The 21,301-nt window shown below is 62.1% G+C and carries 20 protein-coding genes; 8 read left to right on the plus strand and 12 right to left on the minus strand.

The window, feature by feature from the left end; genetic code table 11:
- Positions 1–403 precede the first annotated feature (403 nt).
- Positions 404–1,162: an MBL fold metallo-hydrolase gene (locus ACST81_RS07710; protein WP_438752324.1), complete on the plus strand. Its 759-nt coding sequence runs from the start codon at positions 404–406 to the stop codon at positions 1,160–1,162.
- Positions 1,163–1,204: 42 nt separating this feature from the next.
- On the opposite strand, the gene ACST81_RS07715 is transcribed toward ACST81_RS07710, so the two are convergent.
- The 7 genes from ACST81_RS07715 to ACST81_RS07745 form a co-directional block, all read right to left on the minus strand.
- A complete protein-coding gene (locus ACST81_RS07715) occupies positions 1,205–1,537 on the minus strand; it encodes a hypothetical protein (protein ID WP_438752326.1) in 333 nt (110 codons plus the stop codon).
- Between the two features lie 77 nt (positions 1,538–1,614).
- On the minus strand, positions 1,615–2,715 hold the full coding sequence (locus ACST81_RS07720) for an ABC transporter substrate-binding protein (protein WP_438752327.1): 1,101 nt from the start codon (positions 2,713–2,715) through the stop codon (positions 1,615–1,617).
- A 46-nt stretch (positions 2,716–2,761) separates the two neighbouring features.
- On the minus strand, positions 2,762–3,826 hold the full coding sequence (locus ACST81_RS07725; protein ID WP_438752328.1) for an ABC transporter permease: 1,065 nt from the start codon (positions 3,824–3,826) through the stop codon (positions 2,762–2,764).
- Between the two features lie 36 nt (positions 3,827–3,862).
- Entirely contained in the window at positions 3,863–5,359 is a 1,497-nt protein-coding gene (locus ACST81_RS07730) for a sugar ABC transporter ATP-binding protein (RefSeq protein ID WP_438752329.1), read from the minus strand.
- Positions 5,360–5,450: 91 nt separating this feature from the next.
- On the minus strand, positions 5,451–6,341 hold the full coding sequence (locus tag ACST81_RS07735) for an NAD(P)-dependent oxidoreductase (protein WP_438752330.1): 891 nt from the start codon (positions 6,339–6,341) through the stop codon (positions 5,451–5,453).
- A complete protein-coding gene (locus tag ACST81_RS07740; RefSeq protein WP_438752331.1) occupies positions 6,338–6,880 on the minus strand; it encodes a gluconokinase in 543 nt (180 codons plus the stop codon). Before ACST81_RS07740 ends, ACST81_RS07735 begins: the two co-directional genes overlap by 4 nt.
- Entirely contained in the window at positions 6,849–7,616 is a 768-nt protein-coding gene (locus tag ACST81_RS07745) for an SDR family oxidoreductase (protein ID WP_438752332.1), read from the minus strand. The genes ACST81_RS07740 and ACST81_RS07745 overlap by 32 nt, the downstream gene beginning before the upstream one ends.
- A gap of 125 nt (positions 7,617–7,741) precedes the next feature.
- Between ACST81_RS07745 and ACST81_RS07750 the strand changes: the two genes are divergently transcribed.
- Together ACST81_RS07750 and ACST81_RS07755 are read left to right on the plus strand one after the other, a co-directional pair.
- Positions 7,742–8,683, plus strand: coding sequence for a 2-hydroxyacid dehydrogenase (locus tag ACST81_RS07750; protein ID WP_438752333.1), 942 nt, complete (start codon positions 7,742–7,744; stop codon positions 8,681–8,683).
- A 22-nt stretch (positions 8,684–8,705) separates the two neighbouring features.
- A complete protein-coding gene (locus ACST81_RS07755) occupies positions 8,706–9,737 on the plus strand; it encodes an L-idonate 5-dehydrogenase (protein WP_438752334.1) in 1,032 nt (343 codons plus the stop codon).
- Here the strand turns inward: ACST81_RS07755 and ACST81_RS07760 are convergent, their stop codons facing one another.
- A complete protein-coding gene (locus tag ACST81_RS07760; RefSeq protein WP_438752335.1) occupies positions 9,738–10,772 on the minus strand; it encodes a LacI family DNA-binding transcriptional regulator in 1,035 nt (344 codons plus the stop codon). It lies immediately after the preceding gene.
- Positions 10,773–10,899: 127 nt separating this feature from the next.
- Between ACST81_RS07760 and ACST81_RS07765 the strand changes: the two genes are divergently transcribed.
- On the plus strand, positions 10,900–11,826 hold the full coding sequence (locus ACST81_RS07765) for an SMP-30/gluconolactonase/LRE family protein (RefSeq protein WP_438752337.1): 927 nt from the start codon (positions 10,900–10,902) through the stop codon (positions 11,824–11,826).
- A gap of 194 nt (positions 11,827–12,020) precedes the next feature.
- Here the strand turns inward: ACST81_RS07765 and pepT are convergent, their stop codons facing one another.
- A complete protein-coding gene (gene pepT / locus ACST81_RS07770) occupies positions 12,021–13,253 on the minus strand; it encodes a peptidase T (RefSeq protein ID WP_438752339.1) in 1,233 nt (410 codons plus the stop codon).
- 177 nt (positions 13,254–13,430) lie between these two features.
- On the opposite strand from pepT, the gene ACST81_RS07775 reads away from it, so the two are divergent.
- The 3 genes from ACST81_RS07775 (at position 13,431) to ACST81_RS07785 (ending at position 17,320) form a co-directional block, all read left to right on the plus strand.
- Positions 13,431–15,053, plus strand: a complete 1,623-nt coding sequence (locus tag ACST81_RS07775; RefSeq protein ID WP_438752340.1) for an ABC-F family ATP-binding cassette domain-containing protein — start codon at positions 13,431–13,433, stop codon at positions 15,051–15,053.
- 339 nt (positions 15,054–15,392) lie between these two features.
- A complete protein-coding gene (locus ACST81_RS07780; protein ID WP_438752342.1) occupies positions 15,393–16,919 on the plus strand; it encodes an ABC-F family ATP-binding cassette domain-containing protein in 1,527 nt (508 codons plus the stop codon).
- Positions 16,920–17,158: 239 nt separating this feature from the next.
- A complete protein-coding gene (locus tag ACST81_RS07785) occupies positions 17,159–17,320 on the plus strand; it encodes a hypothetical protein (protein WP_438752343.1) in 162 nt (53 codons plus the stop codon).
- A 271-nt stretch (positions 17,321–17,591) separates the two neighbouring features.
- Here ACST81_RS07785 and ACST81_RS07790 read toward each other — a convergent pair whose 3' ends face one another.
- Genes ACST81_RS07790 through ACST81_RS07800 form a run of 3 tightly spaced genes read right to left on the minus strand, consistent with a single transcriptional unit; the run spans position 17,592 to position 20,682 of the window.
- The gene (locus tag ACST81_RS07790; RefSeq protein ID WP_438752345.1) at positions 17,592–18,692 is read right to left on the minus strand and encodes a D-TA family PLP-dependent enzyme; all 1,101 of its coding nucleotides are present in this window, start codon (positions 18,690–18,692) and stop codon (positions 17,592–17,594) included.
- Complete coding sequence (locus tag ACST81_RS07795; RefSeq protein ID WP_438752346.1) at positions 18,689–20,167, minus strand: M81 family metallopeptidase; 1,479 nt, start codon at positions 20,165–20,167, stop codon at positions 18,689–18,691. Before ACST81_RS07795 ends, ACST81_RS07790 begins: the two co-directional genes overlap by 4 nt.
- A 23-nt stretch (positions 20,168–20,190) precedes the next feature.
- Positions 20,191–20,682, minus strand: a complete 492-nt coding sequence (locus ACST81_RS07800) for a hypothetical protein (protein WP_438752347.1) — start codon at positions 20,680–20,682, stop codon at positions 20,191–20,193.
- A gap of 114 nt (positions 20,683–20,796) precedes the next feature.
- On the opposite strand from ACST81_RS07800, the gene ACST81_RS07805 reads away from it, so the two are divergent.
- Positions 20,797–21,186, plus strand: a complete 390-nt coding sequence (locus ACST81_RS07805; RefSeq protein ID WP_438752349.1) for a RidA family protein — start codon at positions 20,797–20,799, stop codon at positions 21,184–21,186.
- The last annotated feature ends 115 nt before the right edge of the window (positions 21,187–21,301 follow it).

A 21,301-nucleotide genomic window follows, 5' to 3' on the forward strand; every position in this document is an offset into this window, starting at 1 on the left:
CGTGTGGGCAAAGACGACCGTCGGAGGGATGCTGGCAAGAAAAAGCAGCAGCCATGCGATGTGGCCTGCGGGTTGTTTTTCCAGCCTTCTGTCGAGAGTTCGGCAATCATTTCACCCAATAAGCGTTCACGAATTTCGAAAAAATCGCCCCTATACAGGTTAGAGCACCATGCCGGCCAGTCTGCGCGCAAGTACGTAACGGTTACAAGACGTAACAGCGGCTTGCTTTCCACTGTTTCAGATGCGACCAAATGCGGGTTGTCGTGGTTTGCGGAATTTCTTCGGCGCGAGGCTTGCCAAGGGTGAACAATCGGGGAAAGTTTGGCGCCCCAGGCAAGAGACGGTGCCGCACAGACGGCAGCCATTTCCTAGCGCGCCGGAACCCATTTTAAAGGATAAGTGTATGAAACTCCAGCTGATCCGCAACGCGACCCTGAAGCTCGATTACGCCGGTCGCACGCTGCTGATCGATCCCTATCTGGCGCCGAAGCACAGTCTCCCGTCGTTTACAGGCCGCTCCCCGAACCCGATGGTGGAATTACCGGTCGACATCGAGAAAATTCTGGATGGGGTCGAACTCGTCATCGTGTCGCATTTGCACGAAGACCATTTCGATAGCGTTGCGAAGGAACGGCTGCGGAAAGACGTACCGATCTTCTGCCAGCCGGGTGATGAAGGTGAAATTCGGGGCGCGGGCTTCAGCGATGTCACACCGCTTGAGGATCATGCGACCTGGAACGGCATCACCCTGACGCGCCAGGAGGGCAGCCACGGACTGGGTCCAGTGGTCGATCTGATGGGGTCCGTCATGGGTGTCAGCATCGAGGCGCAGGGTGAGCCTTCGATCTACTGGGCCGGCGATACCGTGCTCTATCCGCCGGTGGCGGAAACGATCCGCCGGACGGGACCGGATATCATCATCACCCATTCCTGCGGCGCGCGCTGGGATGGAGACCTCATCGTGATGGATGCTGAAGAGACGGTCGCAGTCTGCGAGGCATCGACACCGGCCGCCATCGTCATTGCCACCCATATGGAGGCGCTCGATCACGCGACGGTCACTCGGCAGGACCTGCGCCAGGCTGCGGATGCCCACGGGGTTTCGACGGAAAAACTTCTGATCCCGGCCGGTGGCGACGTTCTGGTGCTGAATCGAAAATAAGATGAGGCAAGGCGGCATGGTGACATGCCGCCGCCGATGCGATCAGGTCGTAGCGTATTCGTTTGCGTCGAAGACGTGATGATGAACGCGGCCTGTAAACATGTCGAGCAGCCCGCCGGTAACGGCGCGGCTTTCGAAGCGCACGTCCGATTGCAGCGCCTTGTTGCAGGTGTCCATGTCGGGATAACGGATGGCCAGCGCCATGGCATAGACCGGCGCGCCATCGTCGCGCTCGGTGCCATCCAGCACGCGGACTTCCTGCGCGCCTGGAAACCGCGTCCAGAGCGGCACGAGTTTTTCCTTCACGTAGGCCCGGAATTCCGTTTCCCTGCCCGCGTGGATTTCGCCCTCGAAGAGGGCATAGCGAATGATCATGATGCTGCTTTCATCCGAGGGGATTTTGCGTCTGTGAGGAACGGGGCATCATCGGCGATGCCCCGTTCCGGTTGCTGCTACATCTTGCCCCAGAGTTTCTTGTATTCGTCGCGGTAGCCGTTGTCGGGATCGAAGCTGTTCTTCGGACCACCGTCGAACTCGACATTGTCGGAGGTGACGACATGGAGCGGCGAGAGATAGCCGGACCAGGCTTCCCCGGCAAAAGCGCGGTTGAGTTCGTCGACCAGTTGCCAGCCCTGCAGGTTCAGCGGTTCGGCAACAGTGACCTTCTGGAACTGGCCGGCGCGGATGCGCTGATAGGCCGATTCCGAGCCGTCACCGGCCGCGACATTGATTGGTGCATCCGTACCGCTCTTGCCGGCGGCTGCCAGTGACGGTCCCATGAAGTCGAAATAGAGGTCGTTGATGGCAAGCGAGTGAGTCCACTGATCACCATATTTCTGCAGCAGCGAGGTGGTCAGCTGCGGCATGCGCTGCGAGGTCTCGGCGATCGGCGTGTCGACATATTCGAGTACCGTGCCGCCAAGGGCTTCGATCTCGGCCTTCATCCTGTCGGCCTTGGCGATTGCGATCGTATAGGTCGAGTCGGTGAAGATGATCACGCCTGGCTTGCCCTTCGCATCGACATAGGCGTAGTCGGCAGCGGCCTTGGACACTTCCATGGCATCGGTGCTGACATTGGCAAAGAGGCCGGTCTTTTCATCCGGACCGATCACCGGGCCGGCATGCCAGGCAACGAGCGGAATGCCGGCGGCCTTCACCTGTTCGAGGGCCGGAGCCTGTTCGATGGCATCGAAGCCGTTGATAATGATGCCGGACGGCTTCAGCGCCATGGCCTGTCCGAAGGCTGCGGTGCGGCCACCGATCGAGCCCGCGCCATCGAGAACCTTGACCTCCCAGCCGATGGCGGCGGCAGCTTCCTCCACGCCGGTCGTCACGCCGAGGATGCCACCGTTCTTCAGGTCACCGGCCAGCACGACGATGGTCTTGCCTTCCTGCGCCTTGGGGCTGGTCTTCGGTCCGTCCCAGCCGGTGACCTTGGTGGCGTATTTGTCGACGACCGCCTTGGCGTCCGCCATGGCATCGGCGAGCGCCGGGCCGGCCAGCGTCAGCGCCAGCATGGCGACCGAGGCCTTTATCAATGTTCTGCGTTTCATGGTTCTTCCTCCCTTTGAAAATGTCCGATGTAAATGGATTGGTTCGTCAGTTTTGCTGTGTACCGGTGGGCAGCGGACCGGGGGTTGCGGCCTTGCCGGCGGCGCCGCGCTTGCGCTGGGCATAACCGGCGATGCCGATCGCCACGAGCAGGGTGACGCCGTTGAAGAGGGGTTCGACGAAGAAGGATCCGCCGATCTGCTGGATGCCGGAAATGCCGACCGCGAGGATGATGACGCCGGTCATCGTGCCCCAGACATTGACGCGGCCGGGCTTGATGGTGGTCGATCCCAGAAAGGCGCCGACCAGTGCGGGCAGCAGATATTCCAGCCCGACGCTTGCCTGGCCGATGCGAAGCTTCGAGGCGAGCAGCACACCGGCGAGTGCCGCCAGAACTCCTGAGGAAACAAAGGCACCGATGACGAAGCGACGCACCGGGATGCCATTCAGCGCGGCGGCCTTCGGGTTGGCGCCGATGGCATAGACGTAACGGCCGATCGGCAGGTATTCGAGGATCACCCAGAGCGCGACGGCGATGGCGATCACATAGAAGCCGGTGATCGGCAGGCCGAGAACCATGGTGCCGTTCAGCGCGTAGAAGCCGTCCGGCAGCACGCCGACCACCTGCCGTCCGCCGGTGTGCCAGAGCGCCAGTGCATAGAGAATGGTGCCGGTGCCGAGCGTGGCGATGAAGCTGTCGATGCGCGCCACCTCGACCAAGAGGCCGTTGAGGAAGCCGGTGAGAGCCCCGAGCGCCAGCACGATCACGACCGCGATCGGCCATGGCACGCCGAACATGGTTTGCAGGCTGATGGCGAGGATATGCCAGAGCACGATGCCGTAGCCGACCGTCAGGTCGATGCGGCCGGACGCCATCGGGATCATCGCGGCAAGCGACAGAAGCGCGATGATCGCCTTGTCGGAGATGATCGAGCGCAGGTTGAGCAGCGTCGGGAACGTGCCGGGGAGCAGCAGCGAGAACAGCAGGATCAACAGGACCGTCAGGATGACGAGACCATAGACCGGGATATAGCGGGCGATCTTCTGGCCGCTGGTCAGGCCGGCCAGCTCGCTGCGCGTCGGCTCAAGGGCGGTGGATTCGATCGATTGCATGGTTCAGTCTCCCTTGGTCTTGTCAGCTTTTCAGGCTCAGGCGGCTTCCGAGGCCGAAGCGGCGGAAATGACGGCGGATGTGGTCAGCGCTTCGCCTTCCAATTCGGCGACGATGCGGCCGCGTGAAAACACCAGCGCGCGATGGCAGATATGGGCGATTTCCTCGAAATCGGTGGAAACGACCACGACCGCGAGGCCGGCTTCGAGCGCCCGGGCGATCAGCTTGTAGATCTCGGCCTTGGCGCCGACATCGACGCCGGCCGTCGGGTCCTCGGCAACCAGCAGCTTGCGGCCGGTGACCAGCCAGCGGCCGACGACGACCTTCTGCTGGTTGCCACCCGAAAGGGCCTCGATCGGCAGGCTCTGGTCGTTCGGCCGCAGGCCGACGGTTTCACCGATCTTGTGGGCTTGTGCGGCTTCGTTTGCAGGCGAGAGAAACGAGAACAGGCCACGGCCAGAGGCGCCGGGATTGATGAAGGTGTTTTCCCTGAGCGACAGCGACATGGCGACGGATTCTTCCGTCCGGTCGCGGGCGATCAGCCCGATGCCGGATTTCATCGCCGCAACCGGGTTTGAAAGGTCCGGCGTTTCGCCGTTGAGGTGGATCGTGCCACCGAAGGCCTCGCATCCAAACAGGGCGCGGCCGATCAGTTCCTGGCCTGCGCCCCGCAGGCCGACCAGACCCAGCAACTCGTTCTGGCGGATATCGAAGGAAACCGGGCCGGTGCCGCCGCAAGTCAGGTTCCGTGCCGCAAGCACGGTCTTGCCGGGTGTGCAGGCGGCCTTGACGAAGAGCTGATTGGCCGGGCGGCCGACGATCATTTCGATCAGATCGTCCGGCCGGGTCTCACTGACGGGGCGCTGGCCGACCAGCTTGCCGTCGCGCAGGACGGCGACGCGGTCGGCAATGCGGAAAATCTCATCCAAGCGATGCGACACATAGATCATGCCGACGCCGCGTTCCTTCAGCGGGCGGATGGCGTTGAACAGTCGTTCCACCTCGTCGGCGGGGAGGCTGGCAGTCGGTTCGTCCAGCACCAGCACGTCAGCTTCGACAGCCAGCGCGCGGGCGATGGCGACCAGCGATTTTTCCGTGCGGGTGAGGTCTTGGACACGGGTGCTCGGGTCGAAATCGCAGCCGACGAGTTCCAGCGCCTCGCGCGCCCGATCTTCCGTCCGGCGCCAGTCGATCAGCCGCGAGCGCAACGAAAAGCCTTGCGCCAGGCCGACATTCTCACCGACCGTCATCCATTCGATCAGGCCGAGATCCTGATGGATGAAGGCGACCGGCTGGCGGGTGTTGGGCTTCGGCGGGCGATGGCTGTAAGGCTCGCCGCGAAAGAGGATCTGGCCGCCATCCGGCTTGTAGATACCGGCGAGTGTCTTGATCAGCGTCGACTTTCCTGCGCCGTTTTCGCCGAGGAGGGCGAGGATTTCGCCGGGACGCAGATCGATCGAGACATTTTCAAGCGCACGGGTGCCGCCAAAGACCTTGGTGATCCCCTGGAACTCGATGAGTGTGCGATTGTCCATCTCTGCTCCTCCCAAAGCGTCGAATGAAGATATGTTATCGATAACATATCCGGTTAGTCAAGGACCGATATTGGTTACTGTCCCGAATTCGTCAGGAAAGGGCGCCGTCGAGCAGGCGCATCATCTCGGCGGAATCGTGTCCGCCCAGACCGGCGGCGCAGAGCAGCCGGTGGATTTCGACGACCTGGCCGGTCATCGGCAGCGGCGTCTTGGTCTTCAGCGCGAAGGACTGCAGGGAATCCAGATCCTTCAGCATGTTGTCGATCCGCCCGGTTGGTGTGTAGTCGCGGGCGGCAAACTTGGCCATGAATTCCTGCAGGATGCTGGAATCGGCACGGCCGCCAGCAAGGGCCGCGGGGATGGAGGCGGGATCGACGCCACCTGCTTCCGCCAGCTTCGTCGCCTCGGCAACCGCCTGGAAAATCACCGCGCAGAACAGCTGATTGATCAGCTTTGTGGTCTGGCCGGCGCCGCTTGGTCCCATGCGGGTATAGTTGCGGGCGAGATGGCGCATGATGGCATAGGCGCGCTCGATATCGGCCTCATCGCCACCCGCCATGATCGTCAACCGTCCGGCCAGCGCGCCCGGCACGCCGCCCGACAAGGGGCAATCGACCCATTTCATGCCCGTCTCGGCCGCGAGCCGCGCCGCCATGTCGGCGGTGTCGGAGGGATCGATCGACGACATGTCGATCAGCATTTTCGTGGCATCGGCGCCGGCGCTGACGCCTTGGGGGCCGAAGACCACGGCGCGAACGATGTTGGCATGGTTGAGGCTGAGGATGACGAAGTCGCTGGCGCGCGTCGCTTCGGCAACCGAGACTGCGGCGAGACCGCCTTTGTCGGTCAATACCTTGACCTTTGCCGGATCGAGATCGAAGACGGTGACGGTCTGGCCGGTTTCGACCAGACGCGTCGCGATGGCCGATCCCATGATCCCGGCGCCGATGACGGCGACCTTGCAAGGCGTGATGTCGGTCATGCTTCTGCTCCGTTGAGTGCGGCAAGGCGGTCGAGGGCGGCTGCGGTGATGACATCCGGCGCGGGGGCGATGTCGACCGTCACGACAAGGTCTTCGCCTTCGGGGCTTTCCAGGGTCGCAAGCTGGCTATCGAGCAGCGGTGCCTTGAAAAAGTGCCCCGGCCGTTCGGTCATGCGCTGCATCAGGATATCGCGCGAGCCCTTCAGGTAGACGAAGGCAAGCGGTCGGCCTGCGGCCCGGCGCAGTTGGTCGCGATAGATACGCTTCAGCGCCGAGCAGGAAATGACGATGCCATTCGCATCGGCCTTGGCAAGACGTTGTCCGATGATCTCGAGCCATGGCCAGCGATCGCCGTCGTCAAGCGGAACGCCTTCCGACATCTTGGCGATGTTGGTCGGCGGATGCAGGCTGTCACCTTCGACATAGGGCAGGCCGAGATGGGCGGCGAGTTTTTCGCCGATCAGCGATTTGCCGCAGCCGCTCACGCCCATGACGATGATCGGGCCGTTAAAGGCAGGTGGTGATGCCGCCATCGACATAGAGCGTGTGTCCATTCACGAAAGAGGATGCCTTGCCGGCGAGAAAGACGGCCGAGCCGACGAGTTCATCGACATTGCCCCAGCGGCCTGCTGGTGTGCGCTTTTCGAGCCAACCCGAAAATTCGGCGCTATCGACCAGGGCCTGATTGAGTGGCGTCTTGAAATAGCCCGGCGCGATGGCGTTGATCTGCAGGCCATGCTTGGCCCAGTCGGCGCACATGCCGCGCGTCAGGTTCTTCACCGCGCCCTTGGTCGCGGTGTAGGGCGCAATGCCCGGGCGGGCGAGTTCGCTCTGGACGGAGGCGATGTTGATGATCTTGCCCTGTCCGCGCGTGATCATGTGCCGGGCGACCGCCTGGCCGACATAGAAGACGCTGGAAATATTGGTGGTGAGCAGCAGCTCCCATTTCTCGGCCGGAAAATCCTCGAGCGGGGTGCGAAACTGCATGCCGGCATTGTTGACGAGGATATCGATCGCACCGATCTCCGCCTCGATCCGCGCCACGCCATCCGCGACCGATTGCCGGTCCGTCACGTCGAAGACGGCTGCATGGGCGGTATATCCGGCCTTGCGCAGGGTTTCGACGGCGGCCTCGACCTTGTCCGCCGAGCGCCCGTTGAGCACGACTTCTGCGCCGTGCGCGGCCAGCCCTTCGGCCAGCGCGTGGCCGATGCCCTGGCTCGAACCGGTGACCAGCGCCCGGCGCCCACTCAGGTCGAACAACGGAAATCCCATGCAAATGCCTCCCAGCTTCCCTGCCGGATCAATGTTTTCGTTGTCTGTTTACAGCGCCCGGTCTCGCTTGACACATATGTTATCGATAACATATCAAGTCAAGCAAGAAAATTCGGGAGAAAACCATGTCGAAGCCGGAAGTGTTGATGATCGGACCGTACCCTGCCTGGGATATGGAAGACCTTGATCGCCGCTATGTTATCCATCGTCTTTGGGAAGCGGAGGATCGCGTGGCGTTTCTGGCGCACCACGGCGAAAACATCCGCGCCATTGCCACTCGGGGAGAGTTGGGTGCCTCGGCGGACCTGATGCGGGCGCTGCCGAAGCTCGAGATTGTCAGTTGCTACGGTGTCGGCACGGACGCGATCGATCTGAAGTTCGCGCGGGATAACAATATCCGCATCACCAACACGCCGGGTGTGCTGACGGAGGACGTGGCCGATCTCGGTATGGCTCTGATGCTGGCGGCGGCCCGGCAGCTTCCGGCAGGCGATGCCTTCGTGCGGGACGGGAGCTGGACGCAGGGCAATATGGGGCTGACCACCCGTGTCTGTGGCAAGCGTGTCGGCGTTGTCGGCATGGGCCGGATCGGGGCTGCCTTCGCCCGACGCGCGGCGGCGTTCGATTGCCCGATTTCGTATTTCGCCCGGACGCCAAAGCCCGATTTGCCCTACACATTCGTCGCGAACCTCATGGAGCTTGCCCGGCAGTCGGATTTTCTCGTGATCACGCTCGCGGGCGGCGAGGGGACACGCGGCATCGTCTCGGCCGAGGTGATCGAGGCGCTGGGGCCGGACGGCATTCTGGTCAACATCTCACGCGGCACGACGGTGGACGAAGCGGCCTTGTTGGATGCGCTAGAGCAGGGCAGAATCCGGGGCGCGGGCCTGGACGTTTTCCTGAACGAGCCACGAATTGATCCGCGTTTCGCGGCCTTGCAAAATACCGTCCTGCAGCCGCACCATGGCAGCGGCACGGTCGAAACCCGTCAGGCGATGGGAAGACTGGTGCGCGACAATCTGGCGGCGCATTTCGCCGGTCAGCCGCTGTTGACGCCGGTTGCCTGAACAGAGGAGAGGGGAGAACGTCATGAAGTCCGTCGTCATCCATGCAGCCAAGGATTTGCGCATCGAGGAGACCAATCCCGACAGCGCCGGGCCGGGGCAGGTCGAGATCGCCATCGAGGCCGGCGGCATCTGCGGCTCCGACCTGCATTACTACAATCACGGCGGTTTCGGCACGATCCGGCTGCGCGAGCCGATGATCCTCGGGCACGAGATCGCCGGCACGATCAAGGTGCTCGGCAGCGGAGTCTCGGGTCTTGCGGTCGGCGATCGGGTCGCCGTTTCTCCGAGCCGGCCTTGCAGCGCCTGCGACTATTGCATGAAGGGGCAGCAGAACCATTGCCTGAACATGCGCTTTTACGGCAGCGCCATGCCGATGCCGCATATCCAGGGTGCGTTTCGCCAGCGTCTCGTCGCCGAAAGCTGGCAGTGCCACAAGGTGGCCGACGGTGTCTCGATCAACGAGGCGGCCTTTGCCGAGCCCTTTTCGGTGACGCTGCATGCGGTCAACCGCGCCGGCTCGCTGCTTGGCAAGCGCGTGCTGGTGACCGGATGCGGCCCGATCGGCTCGCTGTGCATTCTGGCAGCCAGAGCCCATGGCGCCCAGGAAATCGTCGCCACCGACGTCATGGATGCGGTCTTGCTGAAGGCGCTGGAGGTCGGCGCCGACCGTACCATCAATGTCGCGGAGCATGCCGAAAAGCTTTCCTCATATTCCGCCAACAAGGGATATTTCGACGTGATGTTCGAAGCCTCCGGCAACGAGCGTGCGGTTCGCGCCGGCCTCGAAGTCCTGAAACCGCGCGGCATTCTCATGCAATTGGGGTTGGGTGGCGACGTCTCGCTGCCGCAAAACCTGATTGTGGCGAAGGAAATCGACATGCGCGGCAGCTTCCGGTTCCATGAAGAGTTCGCGCTGGCGGTCGATCTCATCAACCGCCGCCGGGTGGATGTGAAGCCACTGCTGACGGGGATTTTCGACCTGAATGATGCCGTGGCGGCCTTCGAGGCGGCGGGCGATCGCAGCCGGTCGATGAAGGTGCAATTGTCGTTCTGATCAGGTGCTTTCGCGCTCGACGACGCGAAAGCCGGTGAGCGTGATCCGTTCCGGCCCCTCGGTCGGTGCGCTCTGGATCGACTGCGTCAGCTTCAGCGCCGCCTGCCGGCCGATACCGTAGCAATCGACATTGACCGTCGTCATGCGCGGATGACAGCAGGCGGCGATCTCGTAATCGCCAAATCCGGCAATGGCGATGTCCTCGGGGACACGCATGCCGCGGCGGCGACATTCCATCAGCGCGCCGAAGGCAGAGAGGTCGGAAACGCAGAGCGTCACCTGGGTATCCGGCCAGCGGTCGAGCATGCTGACCACCGCCTGCGCGCCCTGTTCCATGGAAATCGGTGGAACGCCGAAGGAAATGACGCGGTCGGATTGCAGGCCGAGCCGGTCCAGCGCCCGCACGAAGCCGGCGCGCCGCTGGCTGCCGCGCGTATCGCGACCCGTCGTGCCGCCGATATAGCCGAAGCGTTGATAACCCTTAGCGGCCAACGTTTCGACCAGAAGCTCCATCGCCCCACCATTGGAAAAGCCGACGACCTTGTCGATCGGATCCGGCGGCGTATCCCAGGTTTCGATGACTGGAATACCGGCCTGCTGCAGCATTCGCCGTCCTCTGGCGGTATGGGCGCCGCCGGTCAGGATGATGCCCTCGGGACGCCGGCGCAGCATGGATTCGATCAGCTCCTCTTCCCGCTCGACCGAATAGTTGGTGTAGCCCAGGAGCAGCTGTAGCCCGGTGCCTTCCAGCGCGTCGGTAATGCCGCGCGCGGTGTCGGAAAAGTTGGAATTGTTGATCGACGGGATGATCGCCGCGACGAAGCCGGTGCGCCGCGACGACAGGCTGCCGGCCGACTGGTCGAGCACATAGCCGAGTTCGTTGATCGCCTGCGTGATTCGCTCGCGCGTCGCCTTGGAGACATGACTGCCCTCCTTCAGCGCGCGCGATACGGTCATGGCCGAAACACCGGCGCGGCGGGCGACGTCGTTCATCGTCGGCGCATCACTTGCCTTGTTATCCGGCGTTCTCGTCATTCTGTGTTCCCGTCCCCAGGCTCATCGCAAAAACCTGTTTATTGCCGGATATGTTATCGCTATCATCATGAAGAAACAACCGCCCGTCGATCAGGATGCGGGCCGGGAATCATCAAGGGGAGTGAGCATGTTCGGAGAAGTCGAGGGAACGGGGTTCGAGGTTCTGGATCCGCGTTTTGGAGCCTGTTTCGTCGGCCACGCGCGGGTTGAGCGGCTGTGGACGGGTGGACGCTGGCTGGAAGGGCCGGCCTGGTTCGCGGCCGGCCGTTATCTCGTCTGCTCGGATATTCCCAACAACCGCATGCTGCGCTTTGACGAGACCAGCGGCGCGGTCTCCGTCTTCCGCCAGCCGTCCAACAATTCCAACGGCAACACCATCGACAACCAAGGGCGCATGGTGACCTGCGAGCACCTGGCGCGGCGAGTGACACGGACGGAGTTCGACGGCACGGTGACAGTGATTGCCGATCGCTTCGAGGGCAAGCGCTTCAATTCGCCGAATGACGTCGTGGTGAAATCCGATGGCTCCATCTGGTTCACGGATCCGTCCTACGGGATCATGCACGATTATGAAGGCGAATATGGCGACGAGGAGATCGGCGCCTGCAATGTCTACCGCGTCGACTCGAACACCGGAACCATCACCAAGGTAGCCGATGATTTCGAAAAGCCGAATGGTCTCGCCTTCTCGCCGGACGAGCGGCACCTCTACATCGCCGATACCGGCGCGAGCCATCTGGAAAACGGTCCGCGCCATATCCGGCGGTTTGCGGTTTCAGACACGGGAACGCTGTCCGGCAGCGAGGTCTTCGCCACCTGCACCAGCGGCATGTTCGACGGTTTTCGCATCGATCGGACGGGCCGGATCTGGTCAAGCGCCGCGGATGGTGTGCATTGCTATGACCCGGATGGAACGCTGATCGGCAAGATCCACATTCCCGAAATCGTCTCGAACGTGACGTTTGGCGGCGCGCGGCGCAACCGGCTGTTCATCACCGGAACGACTTCGCTTTATGCCGTCTATGTCACGGCGAACGGGTCGAAGCTCGGGTAGAAGACAGGGCGATCTCATACGGCAAAGTCCCCTCCCCAACCCCTCCCCACAAGGGGGAGGGGCTTAACCCGTCGCCCGGCCCGTCGTTTGAAACAAGGGGCGGCGGTTGGGTCTCTCCCCCTTGTGGGGGAGATGGCCGACAGGCCAGAGGGGGGTTTTGCCCAACATAAAAATCCTACGGGCGGGAAATGCCGTCAGGCCCGCTCTTCCCAGACCTTGGCCAGCTCGACGATGGTCCTGACCGCCTTTTCCATGTCCTGACGGCTGACCCATTCGAGTGGCGAGTGGAAGGCGTGGCCGCCGGCAAAGATGTTGGGGCAGGGCAGGCCCATGAAGGACAGGCGCGAGCCGTCCGTGCCGCCGCGAATGCTGCCGCGCACCGGCTCCATGCCGGCGCGGCGGACGGCTTCGAGCGCGTTTTCCATGATCTCTGGATGCTGATCGAGGACGGCCTTCATGTTGCGGTACTGCTGCCTGACCTCGACATTGCAGGTGGAGCCCGGATAGTCCGGCATCACGTCGGCGACGATTGCCTCGATCAAGGCTTCCTTTTCCGCCAGGCCGGCATCGTTGAAATCGCGCACGATCAGGCCGATCGTCGCCTTTTCCATCGAGCCGATGACGCCGGTCGGGTGGATGAAGCCGTTCCTGCCGTCGGTTCGCTCGGGCGAGAGGTGCCTTGGCAGGCGGTCGATGATGGCGCTGGCGATCTTGATGGCGTTCTCCATTCTCCCCTTGGCAAAGCCCGGATGGATGGCGACGCCCTGGATGGTGATCTCGACGCCATCGGCTGAAAAGGTCTCATCCTCGATATGGCCGGCGGTCTCTCCGTCCATCGTGTAGGCAAACCGCGCGCCGAGCTTTTTCAGGTCCACCTTGTCGACGCCGCGGCCGATCTCCTCATCTACCGTCAGGAGCAGCTTGATCGTGCCGTGCTTGATGTCGGGATTATCGACAAGGAATTGCGCGGCGCTGATGATTTCGGCAAGGCCGGCCTTGTCGTCGGCGCCGAGCAGGGTCGTGCCGTCGGTGGTGATGATGTCGTTGCCGATCTGGTCGCGGAGCGCCGGATGTTCGCTGACGCGGATTATTTGCTGCGGATCGCCCGAAAGCTGGATATCGCCACCGGCATAATTGCGGATGATATTCGGCTTCACATTGGTGCCGGTGAAATCGGGTGCAGTATCCATGTGCGAGCAGAAGCAAATGACCGGCACGTCCTTGTCGGTATTGGCGGGAACCGTCGCATAGACATAGCCGTGCTCGTCCATATGGGCGTCCCTCAGGCCCATGGCCAGCAGTTCCTCGACCAGCAGGCGGCCGAGGTTTTTCTGCTTCTCTGTAGAAGGTTGAGCCGATGACGTCGGATCGGATTGCGTGTCGATGACGACGTAGCGAAGGAAACGATCGAGAACAGTGTCGGTCATGGCAGGCTCCATTTTAATGGCGGCAGGTGGCTCTCTGTAGTCGCCATGCGTGGCATCGTGAAGATTGCCTTGAGAAAAAGCACGTCGAAAGTCCGATATTGCAGTGCGAAAAACCTGCGACATTCGGCGAGACACGTGGCATAAGGGCGCCGAAACGTTTCTGGACACCCTACGCACATGATCCGCATTGAAAACATCAGCAAGCAGTTGAGCCACCGCATCCTGTTCATTGAGGCCTCCGCCGCGCTCAACAAGGGCGAGAAGATCGGCCTCGTCGGCCCGAATGGTGCCGGCAAGACGACGATCTTCCGGATGGTCACCGGCGAGGAGCAGCCCGATGAAGGTCAGGTGGCTGTCGAGCGGGGCGTGACCGTCGGCTATTTCAACCAGGATGTGGGTGAGATGGCGGGGCGTAGCGCCGTTGCCGAGGTGATGGACGGTGCCGGCCCGGTCAGTGTGGTTGCCGCCGAATTGCACGAACTCGAAACCGCCATGGTCGATCCCGACCGGCTGGATGAGATGGATGCGATCATCGAGCGTTACGGCGAAGTGCAGGCGCGCTACGAAGAGCTGGACGGATATGCTCTGGAGGGCAGGGCGCGGGAAGTGCTGGCGGGCCTGAGCTTCAGCGAAGAGATGATGGACGGCGATGTCGGCGCGCTGTCCGGCGGCTGGAAGATGCGCGTGGCGCTTGCTCGTATTCTCCTGATGCGTCCCGACGTCATGCTGCTCGACGAACCGAGCAACCATCTGGATCTGGAGAGCCTGATCTGGCTCGAGGACTTCCTCAAGAACTACGAAGGTGCGCTGCTGATGACCTCGCACGACCGCGAGTTCATGAACCGCCTCGTCAACAAGATCATCGAGATCGATGCTGGCGGCCTCAACAGCTATTCGGGCGACTACGCCTTCTATGAACAGCAGCGGGCGCTGAACGAAAAGCACCAGCTGGCCCAGTTCGAGCGTCAGCAGGCGATGCTCGCCAAGGAAATCAAGTTCATCGAGCGCTTCAAGGCGCGCGCCTCGCATGCCGCGCAGGTGCAGAGCCGGGTGAAGAAGCTCGACAAGATCGAGCGGGTGGAACCGCCCAAGCGCCGCCAGGTCGTCGCTTTCGATTTCCTGCCGGCACCACGCTCCGGCGAAGATGTGATCAACCTGAAGAATGTCTACAAGAGCTATGGCAGCCGGACAATCTACGAAGGTCTCGACTTCATGGTGCGGCGCAAGGAGCGCTGGTGCATCATGGGCATCAACGGCGCTGGAAAGTCGACACTTCTCAAGCTCGTCACCGGCTCGACCGATCCCGATCAGGGCAGCGTTGCGCTCGGCGCCAGCGTCAAGATGGGTTATTTCGCCCAGCATGCCATGGACATCCTCGACGGTGACCTGACCATTCTCGAATGGCTGGAAGAGTCCTTCCCGCGCGCTGGACAGGCGCCGCTCAGGGCGCTCGCCGGATGTTTCGGCTTTTCCGGCGACGACGTGGAGAAGAAGTGCCGGGTACTTTCCGGTGGCGAGAAGGCGCGGCTGGTCATGGCGAAGATGCTGTTCGATCCGCCGAACCTGCTGGTGCTCGACGAGCCGACCAACCACCTCGATCTCGACACCAAGGAAATGCTGATCAAGGCCCTGTCGGAATACGAGGGCACGATGCTGTTCGTATCCCACGACCGTCATTTCCTCGGCGCCCTGTCGAACCGCGTGCTGGAACTCACGCCCGAGGGTATCCACGAATATGGCGGCGGCTACACGGAATATGTGGCGCGCACCGGCCATGAGGCACCGGGTCTGCGGGGGTGAGTGAACACGCCCTGGGCGTGGTTCTCGGCGGCCGGTTGTAATTCCGACCGGGGAATGCTATTCGCTTGACACATCTGATCGAGAAAGGAGGGCTGCGTTATGATGACATTTTTCCGGCACCATCGCCAGCGTGGCCCCGTCAATGCCCTGCAAATGCGTTTGCAGGGCTGACCCGAGACAGTTTTTCAAAACCGCTTTCTGGTCTGCCCTTCGTGGCACCGCAGCGCCGAGCCTGATGGCTTGGTTGTCTGCTTTTAGTTTCGCCGCAGGATACGCATCGCATCGAAGATGGCTGAGTGCTCTCGATGCACGCGTGCGCGGCAAGATCAGAGACCGATCATGACCCTTATCAATATCCGCAATCTCGGCATCACGCTGAGCGCACCTTTGTTCTCCAAGCTCAATCTCGTCATTAATGCCGGCGACCGCATCGGCCTTGTCGCCGCCAATGGCCGGGGGAAATCCACCCTGTTTCGCTGCCTTGCGGGTATGCTCGAGCCCGGCGAAGGTGACATTACCAAGGCGCGCGGGCTGACGATCGGCTATGTCGAGCAGAACGTGGCGCCCGGCTTGCTCGGCTTGACGTTTCGCGACGCCGTTCTGGATGCGCTGCCCGCCGATCAACGGGAGAACGAAAGCTGGCGCGCCGATGTCGTGCTGGAATCGCTCGATGTTCCCGATGCGCTGCGGGAGCGGTCGATGAAACAATTGAGCGGCGGCTGGCAACGGATCGCGCTGCTGGCCCGCGTCTGGGTGACGGAGCCGGACGTGTTGCTGCTCGACGAGCCGACCAACCATCTCGACCTTGGCAAGATCGCCTTGCTGGAAGACTGGCTGAACGCACTGCCGAGGGACGTTCCCGTTATCCTTTCCAGCCACGACCGCGCCTTTCTCGATGCCGTGACCAACCGGACGCTGTTCCTGCGTCCTGAACAATCGCCGGTCTTTTCGCTGACCTACAGCCGGGCACGACTGGCACTCGACGAGATGGATGCCTCCGACGAGCGGCGCTACCAGCGCGACATGAAAGTTGCCGACCAGCTTCGCCGGCAGGCGGCCAAGCTCAACAATATCGGTATCAATTCCGGCAGCGACCTGCTGGTGGTCAAGACCAAGCAACTGAAACAGCGGGCGGACAAGCTGGAGGATGCGGCCAAGCCCGCGCATCACGAACGCTCCGCTGGCGCGATCCGGCTTGCCAATCGCGGCACCCATGCCAAGGTGCTGGTGACGCTGGAGGATGCGAACGTGGAGACGCCGGATGGCACGCTTCTGTTCAAGACCGGCAAGCAGTTCATCTGCCAGGGTGACCGGATCGTGTTGCTCGGCGCCAACGGGGCCGGCAAGACCCGGCTTGTCGCCATGTTGCGCAAGGCGATCGAGCAGCCGGATGCGCAGCATGACGGTATCAAGGCGACGCCGTCGCTGGTTCTCGGATATGGCGACCAGGCTCTTGCCGATCTTAACGATGCGGATACGCCGATGCATGCGATCACCCGCCGCTTCGATGTCGGCGACCAGCGGGCTCGCTCGCTGCTGGCAGGCGCCGGCATGTCGATCGAGATGCAGGGGCGGTCGATCGGCCAGCTGTCCGGTGGGCAGAAGGCGCGGTTGGGCATGCTGATCCTGCGGCTCGCCAACCCCAATTTCTACCTGCTCGACGAGCCGACCAACCATCTGGATATTGACGGGCAGGAGGCGCTGGAGGGCGAGTTGATGGCGCATGAGGCCAGCTGCCTGCTGGTCTCGCACGATCGCAGTTTCGTTCGATCGGTCGGCAATCGCTTCTGGCTGATCGAGAAACGCAGGCTGGTCGAGGTCGAAACGCCGGAAAGCTTTTTCGCGGCGGTGGCAAATCACGGCTGAAATTTCGCAATCGCACACACCGGCCGGATGAAAGCCTAGTATCGAAATTTGCAGAACTCCGCCGTAAAAGGTGGGGTTTTGTCGTTTTGAAGCGGTTTATGAAATAGGCCAATTCCACAGGCGGTGTATAAGGACCAGTCGGCGCTTATCCCGTCAAGGGCCGCTCGAACTTCGTCGGCCAGCTGCTGACGCTGGGCATCCGGCCGGAGTATATCCAGATTGGTACGTCCGGCCTGTCGATGACAGGCGCACCGACGGTCATCGAGCGTCTAGGCGCCCAGACGGTTGTCTATGCATCGCTCGATGGTCAAGGCGAGAACTTCTGTGCCATGCTGCTGCCGGGCAGCGCCGCGATCCGGATCGAGGAGACGGTTCCGGTCGGCATCGCAGCCTCGGACTGACACTTGTTCAATGCGTCCGGGATAGCGCTGGAACGCCGTGTGGAACTGACGGATGTCGATATAACGTTGTCGGCGGGGGCGGCTTGATAGTCGGTATGCTGAACCGAAAATCAGTTGCGCCTGAAAAGGCGAGGACCGGTGCCGACAAACTCTGGAATGGTTTTGGACCAAGCGGCCTCTAAACTCTCCGTCATGCCTGTGACAAGCACAGGCATTATGGAGGAGACAGTATCGACCCCTCGGCCCAGACGTCAGGACGCCCGAACCACGTTTACCAGACGAGGCCGCGCGCGGCGACTTTTTCCACCCGGGTGACGACGCCGTCGCGATGAAACACCATGTCGTCGAACAGGTTGGAGACCACGCAGGTGTGGTTGGGAATGATCAGCAGCCGGTCGCCGATTGCCGGGCGACGGCCTTTGCATCGGCTGAGGTCGATGACGCCGTGTTCTTCCGACAGGCCGGTGATGACGGCGTCAGGATAACCGACCACGAGGCCATAATTGGAGAAACCTAGCAGATCCGAGGTCAGCGTCTTGGAGCCGGCATCGATGACGGCGCGATCCTCGTTCGGACGGGAGACGACGGTGACCAGAATGTGCATGGCGCAATCGTCTTCGGTGCAGTGTCCGGCGCGGATCAGCGAGCGATCGTTGTAGATATAGGTGCCGGCGCGGTGCTCGGTGGCCGACGGAACGAGATGCGCGTCGAACAGGCTGGGCGTGCCGCCATTGCTGACGACCGGGCACGGAATCCCTTCGGCCGAGAGTTGCGAGACGGCGGCAGCGAAGAAGGTTTCGACCGCCTCTGCGGCTCCGGTCTTCGGAAATGTCATCAGGCCGCCGAAAACGAGGCCGGGCGCATCGTTGATCCGGCGAGCGAGTGCAACAGCATCCTGTGACGACTGGACGCCACAGCGTCCGCCGCCGGTATCGCATTCGACCATGACCGTCAGCGGCTTGCGAGCGGCGAACCAGGCCGTCAATCCATCGACGGTGGCCGTGCTGTCGGCCACGACCTTGAGGCTAGACACCCGGTCATTCAAAGCGGAGAGACGGGCGTGCTTGTCGCTGCCCAGAATGTTGAAGGTGATGAGGATATCCTCGAAACCTGCATCCGCGAAGACTTCGGCCTCGGTGATCTTCTGGCAATTGATGCCCTTGGCACCGGCGGCGACCTGCGCCTCGGCCAATGCCGGAATCTTGTGGGTCTTGATATGCGGCCGGAAGGAAAGGCCGTGGGTATTCATGTAGTCTTGCACGCGGGCGATGTTGCGCGCCATGCGGTCCTCGTCGATGACGGGGCGCGGGGTCGAAACCGAGGACAGGGTATCGCCCGGCTTCGGCATCATGGTGGCGTCGCTGTGGGTCATGTCACGCTGCTCCCTGTTCCATCCCGTGGGGATTGTCCCATCGGCCAGATATCGCGCGGCGCGCGGCGATAGGCCGTGCGGGCCGGATTGTTCGGATACGGTGTGCCGGCCGAACAGTAAAGGATTTCCGCGGCGATCCTGGCGAAGGACGCATAGAAATGGTTGGTCGACTTGATCACCAGGATTTTCTTTGCCGTCGGATCGATGCCCATGGTCGAGAACAGGCTCGGGTCGAAGCTCTGGGCGCGGGTCGAGTTCAGAATGATGTCGATCCCGTCGAGACGGATATGGGCGGAATCGCCGAAGGGGACGAAGCTCTCGCCGAACCGCATTTCGGCATTGCGCACCAGCCGGACGATCTTGACGATGCCATCGATCGGATTGCCTGTGCCGGGCGCGGATTTCGCGCCGAAACGCAACTGGATCTCGGCGCCTTCGCCGGCCGCCATGCAGATCTGCACCGCCATCGGATCCCAGATCGTGCCGACCGCCGTGTCCGTGGCGCCCTGCGCGAGAAGTTCGGCCAGCAGAACCGTCGCGTCCCCGGCGGTGCCGCCGCCCGGATTGTCCCAGACATCGGCGATGACGACAGGACCGCTTGTCGCGGACATGGCACGCGAAACGGCTTCCCGCTCGTCGATCTGCGGCATGATGAAGGTGCCACGCTTGGAAAAGAGATCGAGACCCAGTTCGCGGGCAAGGGCTGCTCCCTTTTCCGGCTTGCCGTCGGTGATGACGACCATCTTGGTGCCCATTTCCGGCACGTCGCCGGCCATGAAACCGTGGACGACGGAGATAGACAGGATATCCGGATCATCCGCTTCCATCTGGACAATTCTATCGACGAAGGAGCGCATTGGGTCGCGCGAGGTCGGGTAGACGTCGATCATCCGGCAATCGAAAGCCGACATGATCGGCTTCACGCGTCCGGCCAGCGTATCGAGCGCGATCCGCCAGAGGTCCTTGGCGCGATCGACAAAATCGGTGTGTGGAAATTCCTTGAAGTAGACGAAGAAGTTCGCGGCGGCGATCCGTTTGGCGGTGAGGTGGCTGTGCGGATCGAGTTCGGCGCAGACGAGGATGTCCGGCCCGACGATCTCGCGCACACGCGCCAGGAAATCCCCTTCCGTATCCTCGTAGCCATCGGCGACCATGGCGCCGTGCAGCCCGAGCACGACGGCATCGATCGGCAGGGCGGCGCGCAGTTGGTCGAGAATTTCGTCGCGCAGGCCTTCATAAGCCAGACGATTGACGAGGCCGGCGGGGTCCGCCCAGGCGGCGGTGCCCTCGACAAGCTCGAACCCCTTTTCGGCGGCCAGTCGGCGGCCGACGGTAATCGGCGCGGAGCAAAGGGTCGGCGTTTTCGGATGCTCTCCGGGGGCTGCATAAAGCGAGGCCTCGAAGGCGCGGCGATCGACGCAGATCGGTGAGAAGGTGTTGGTCTCGGTCGCCAGGGCGGCGGTGAATATGCGCAATGCCTTTGCCTCCTGCTTGCCGCTCAGGCGTCATCCATCGGATTGGGCAGGTAACCCGTGAAGCCGGAGATCTTCCACCGTCCCTCATGCAGCCGGCAATAATAGAGCGTCTGCCATTTCAGGACGTCGATGCTTCCATCCGACTTCTTGAGGATTCCGTCGAACTTCTTGCGGGCCAGCGCCATGTCGCCTTCGATCTCGATATCCTCGAGCGTCGTCGTGGTGAAGATGACGTTGCGGGTATCCTCGGCGAAGGATTGTCCGGCAAAATCCTGCGCCTGGCGCAGCCATTCGTCGCGATAGGCAGCCAGCGACGGGAAGGCGAGGCGCCATTTGTCGGGGCTGACCGAGCGCTTTCCGTCGATACCGATAAAGCCGTCTTCGACGAAATCATCGGCCACTTTTGACCAGTCGGCAGAAAGGAAAGCATCGATGTCGCGTTCGACCAGCATCTGCCAGATGGAATGACGCACGGTGTCTGAAACGGAAAACGGATTGCGGAAAGGATCGCGCACGCTTGCTCCCTGATATTGAAATTATTTTCATAAATTGTGTTTTTCTCTGGTCAAAATCCGCGTCTTATGGTCATTTGTCAACGGATTAAGAAAATAATTTGCAAGGACAAAGCTGTGGCGATCAAGCGTTACGGAACCGGACAGGTGGGCGCGGGCGGCAAACCGCTGCCCTTTGCGCGCGCCGTCGAGGCCGATGGCTGGCTCCATGTTTCCGGACAGGTCGCCATGGAGAACGGCGAAATCATCGAGGGTGGCATCATCCAGCAGACGCACAAGACGATTGAGAACCTGCTCGCGATCCTGAAGGAGGCCGATTACGGCGTCGAGCATGTCGTTCGCGTCGGAGTCTGGCTGGACGATCCCCGGGATTTCTGGACCTTCAACACAATCTATCAGGACTATTTCGGCAGCCATCCGCCGGCGCGCGCCTGCGTGCAGGCGTCGATGATGGTCGATTGCAAGGTCGAGATCGACTGCATCGCCTACAAGGAAAAGACGGCCTGAGCGGAGCGGTGGCATTGGGAGCAGAGATGGACATCGGGTGAGAATCGTGTGCCGGATCGCAGCATTGCAGCGGTTTCGGGCGGCCTTCGAAAGGCCGCCGCGCGATGTCATTGAA

It is taken from the genome of Pararhizobium sp. O133 (assembly GCF_051669845.1).
GTDB lineage: Bacteria > Pseudomonadota > Alphaproteobacteria > Rhizobiales > Rhizobiaceae > Pararhizobium.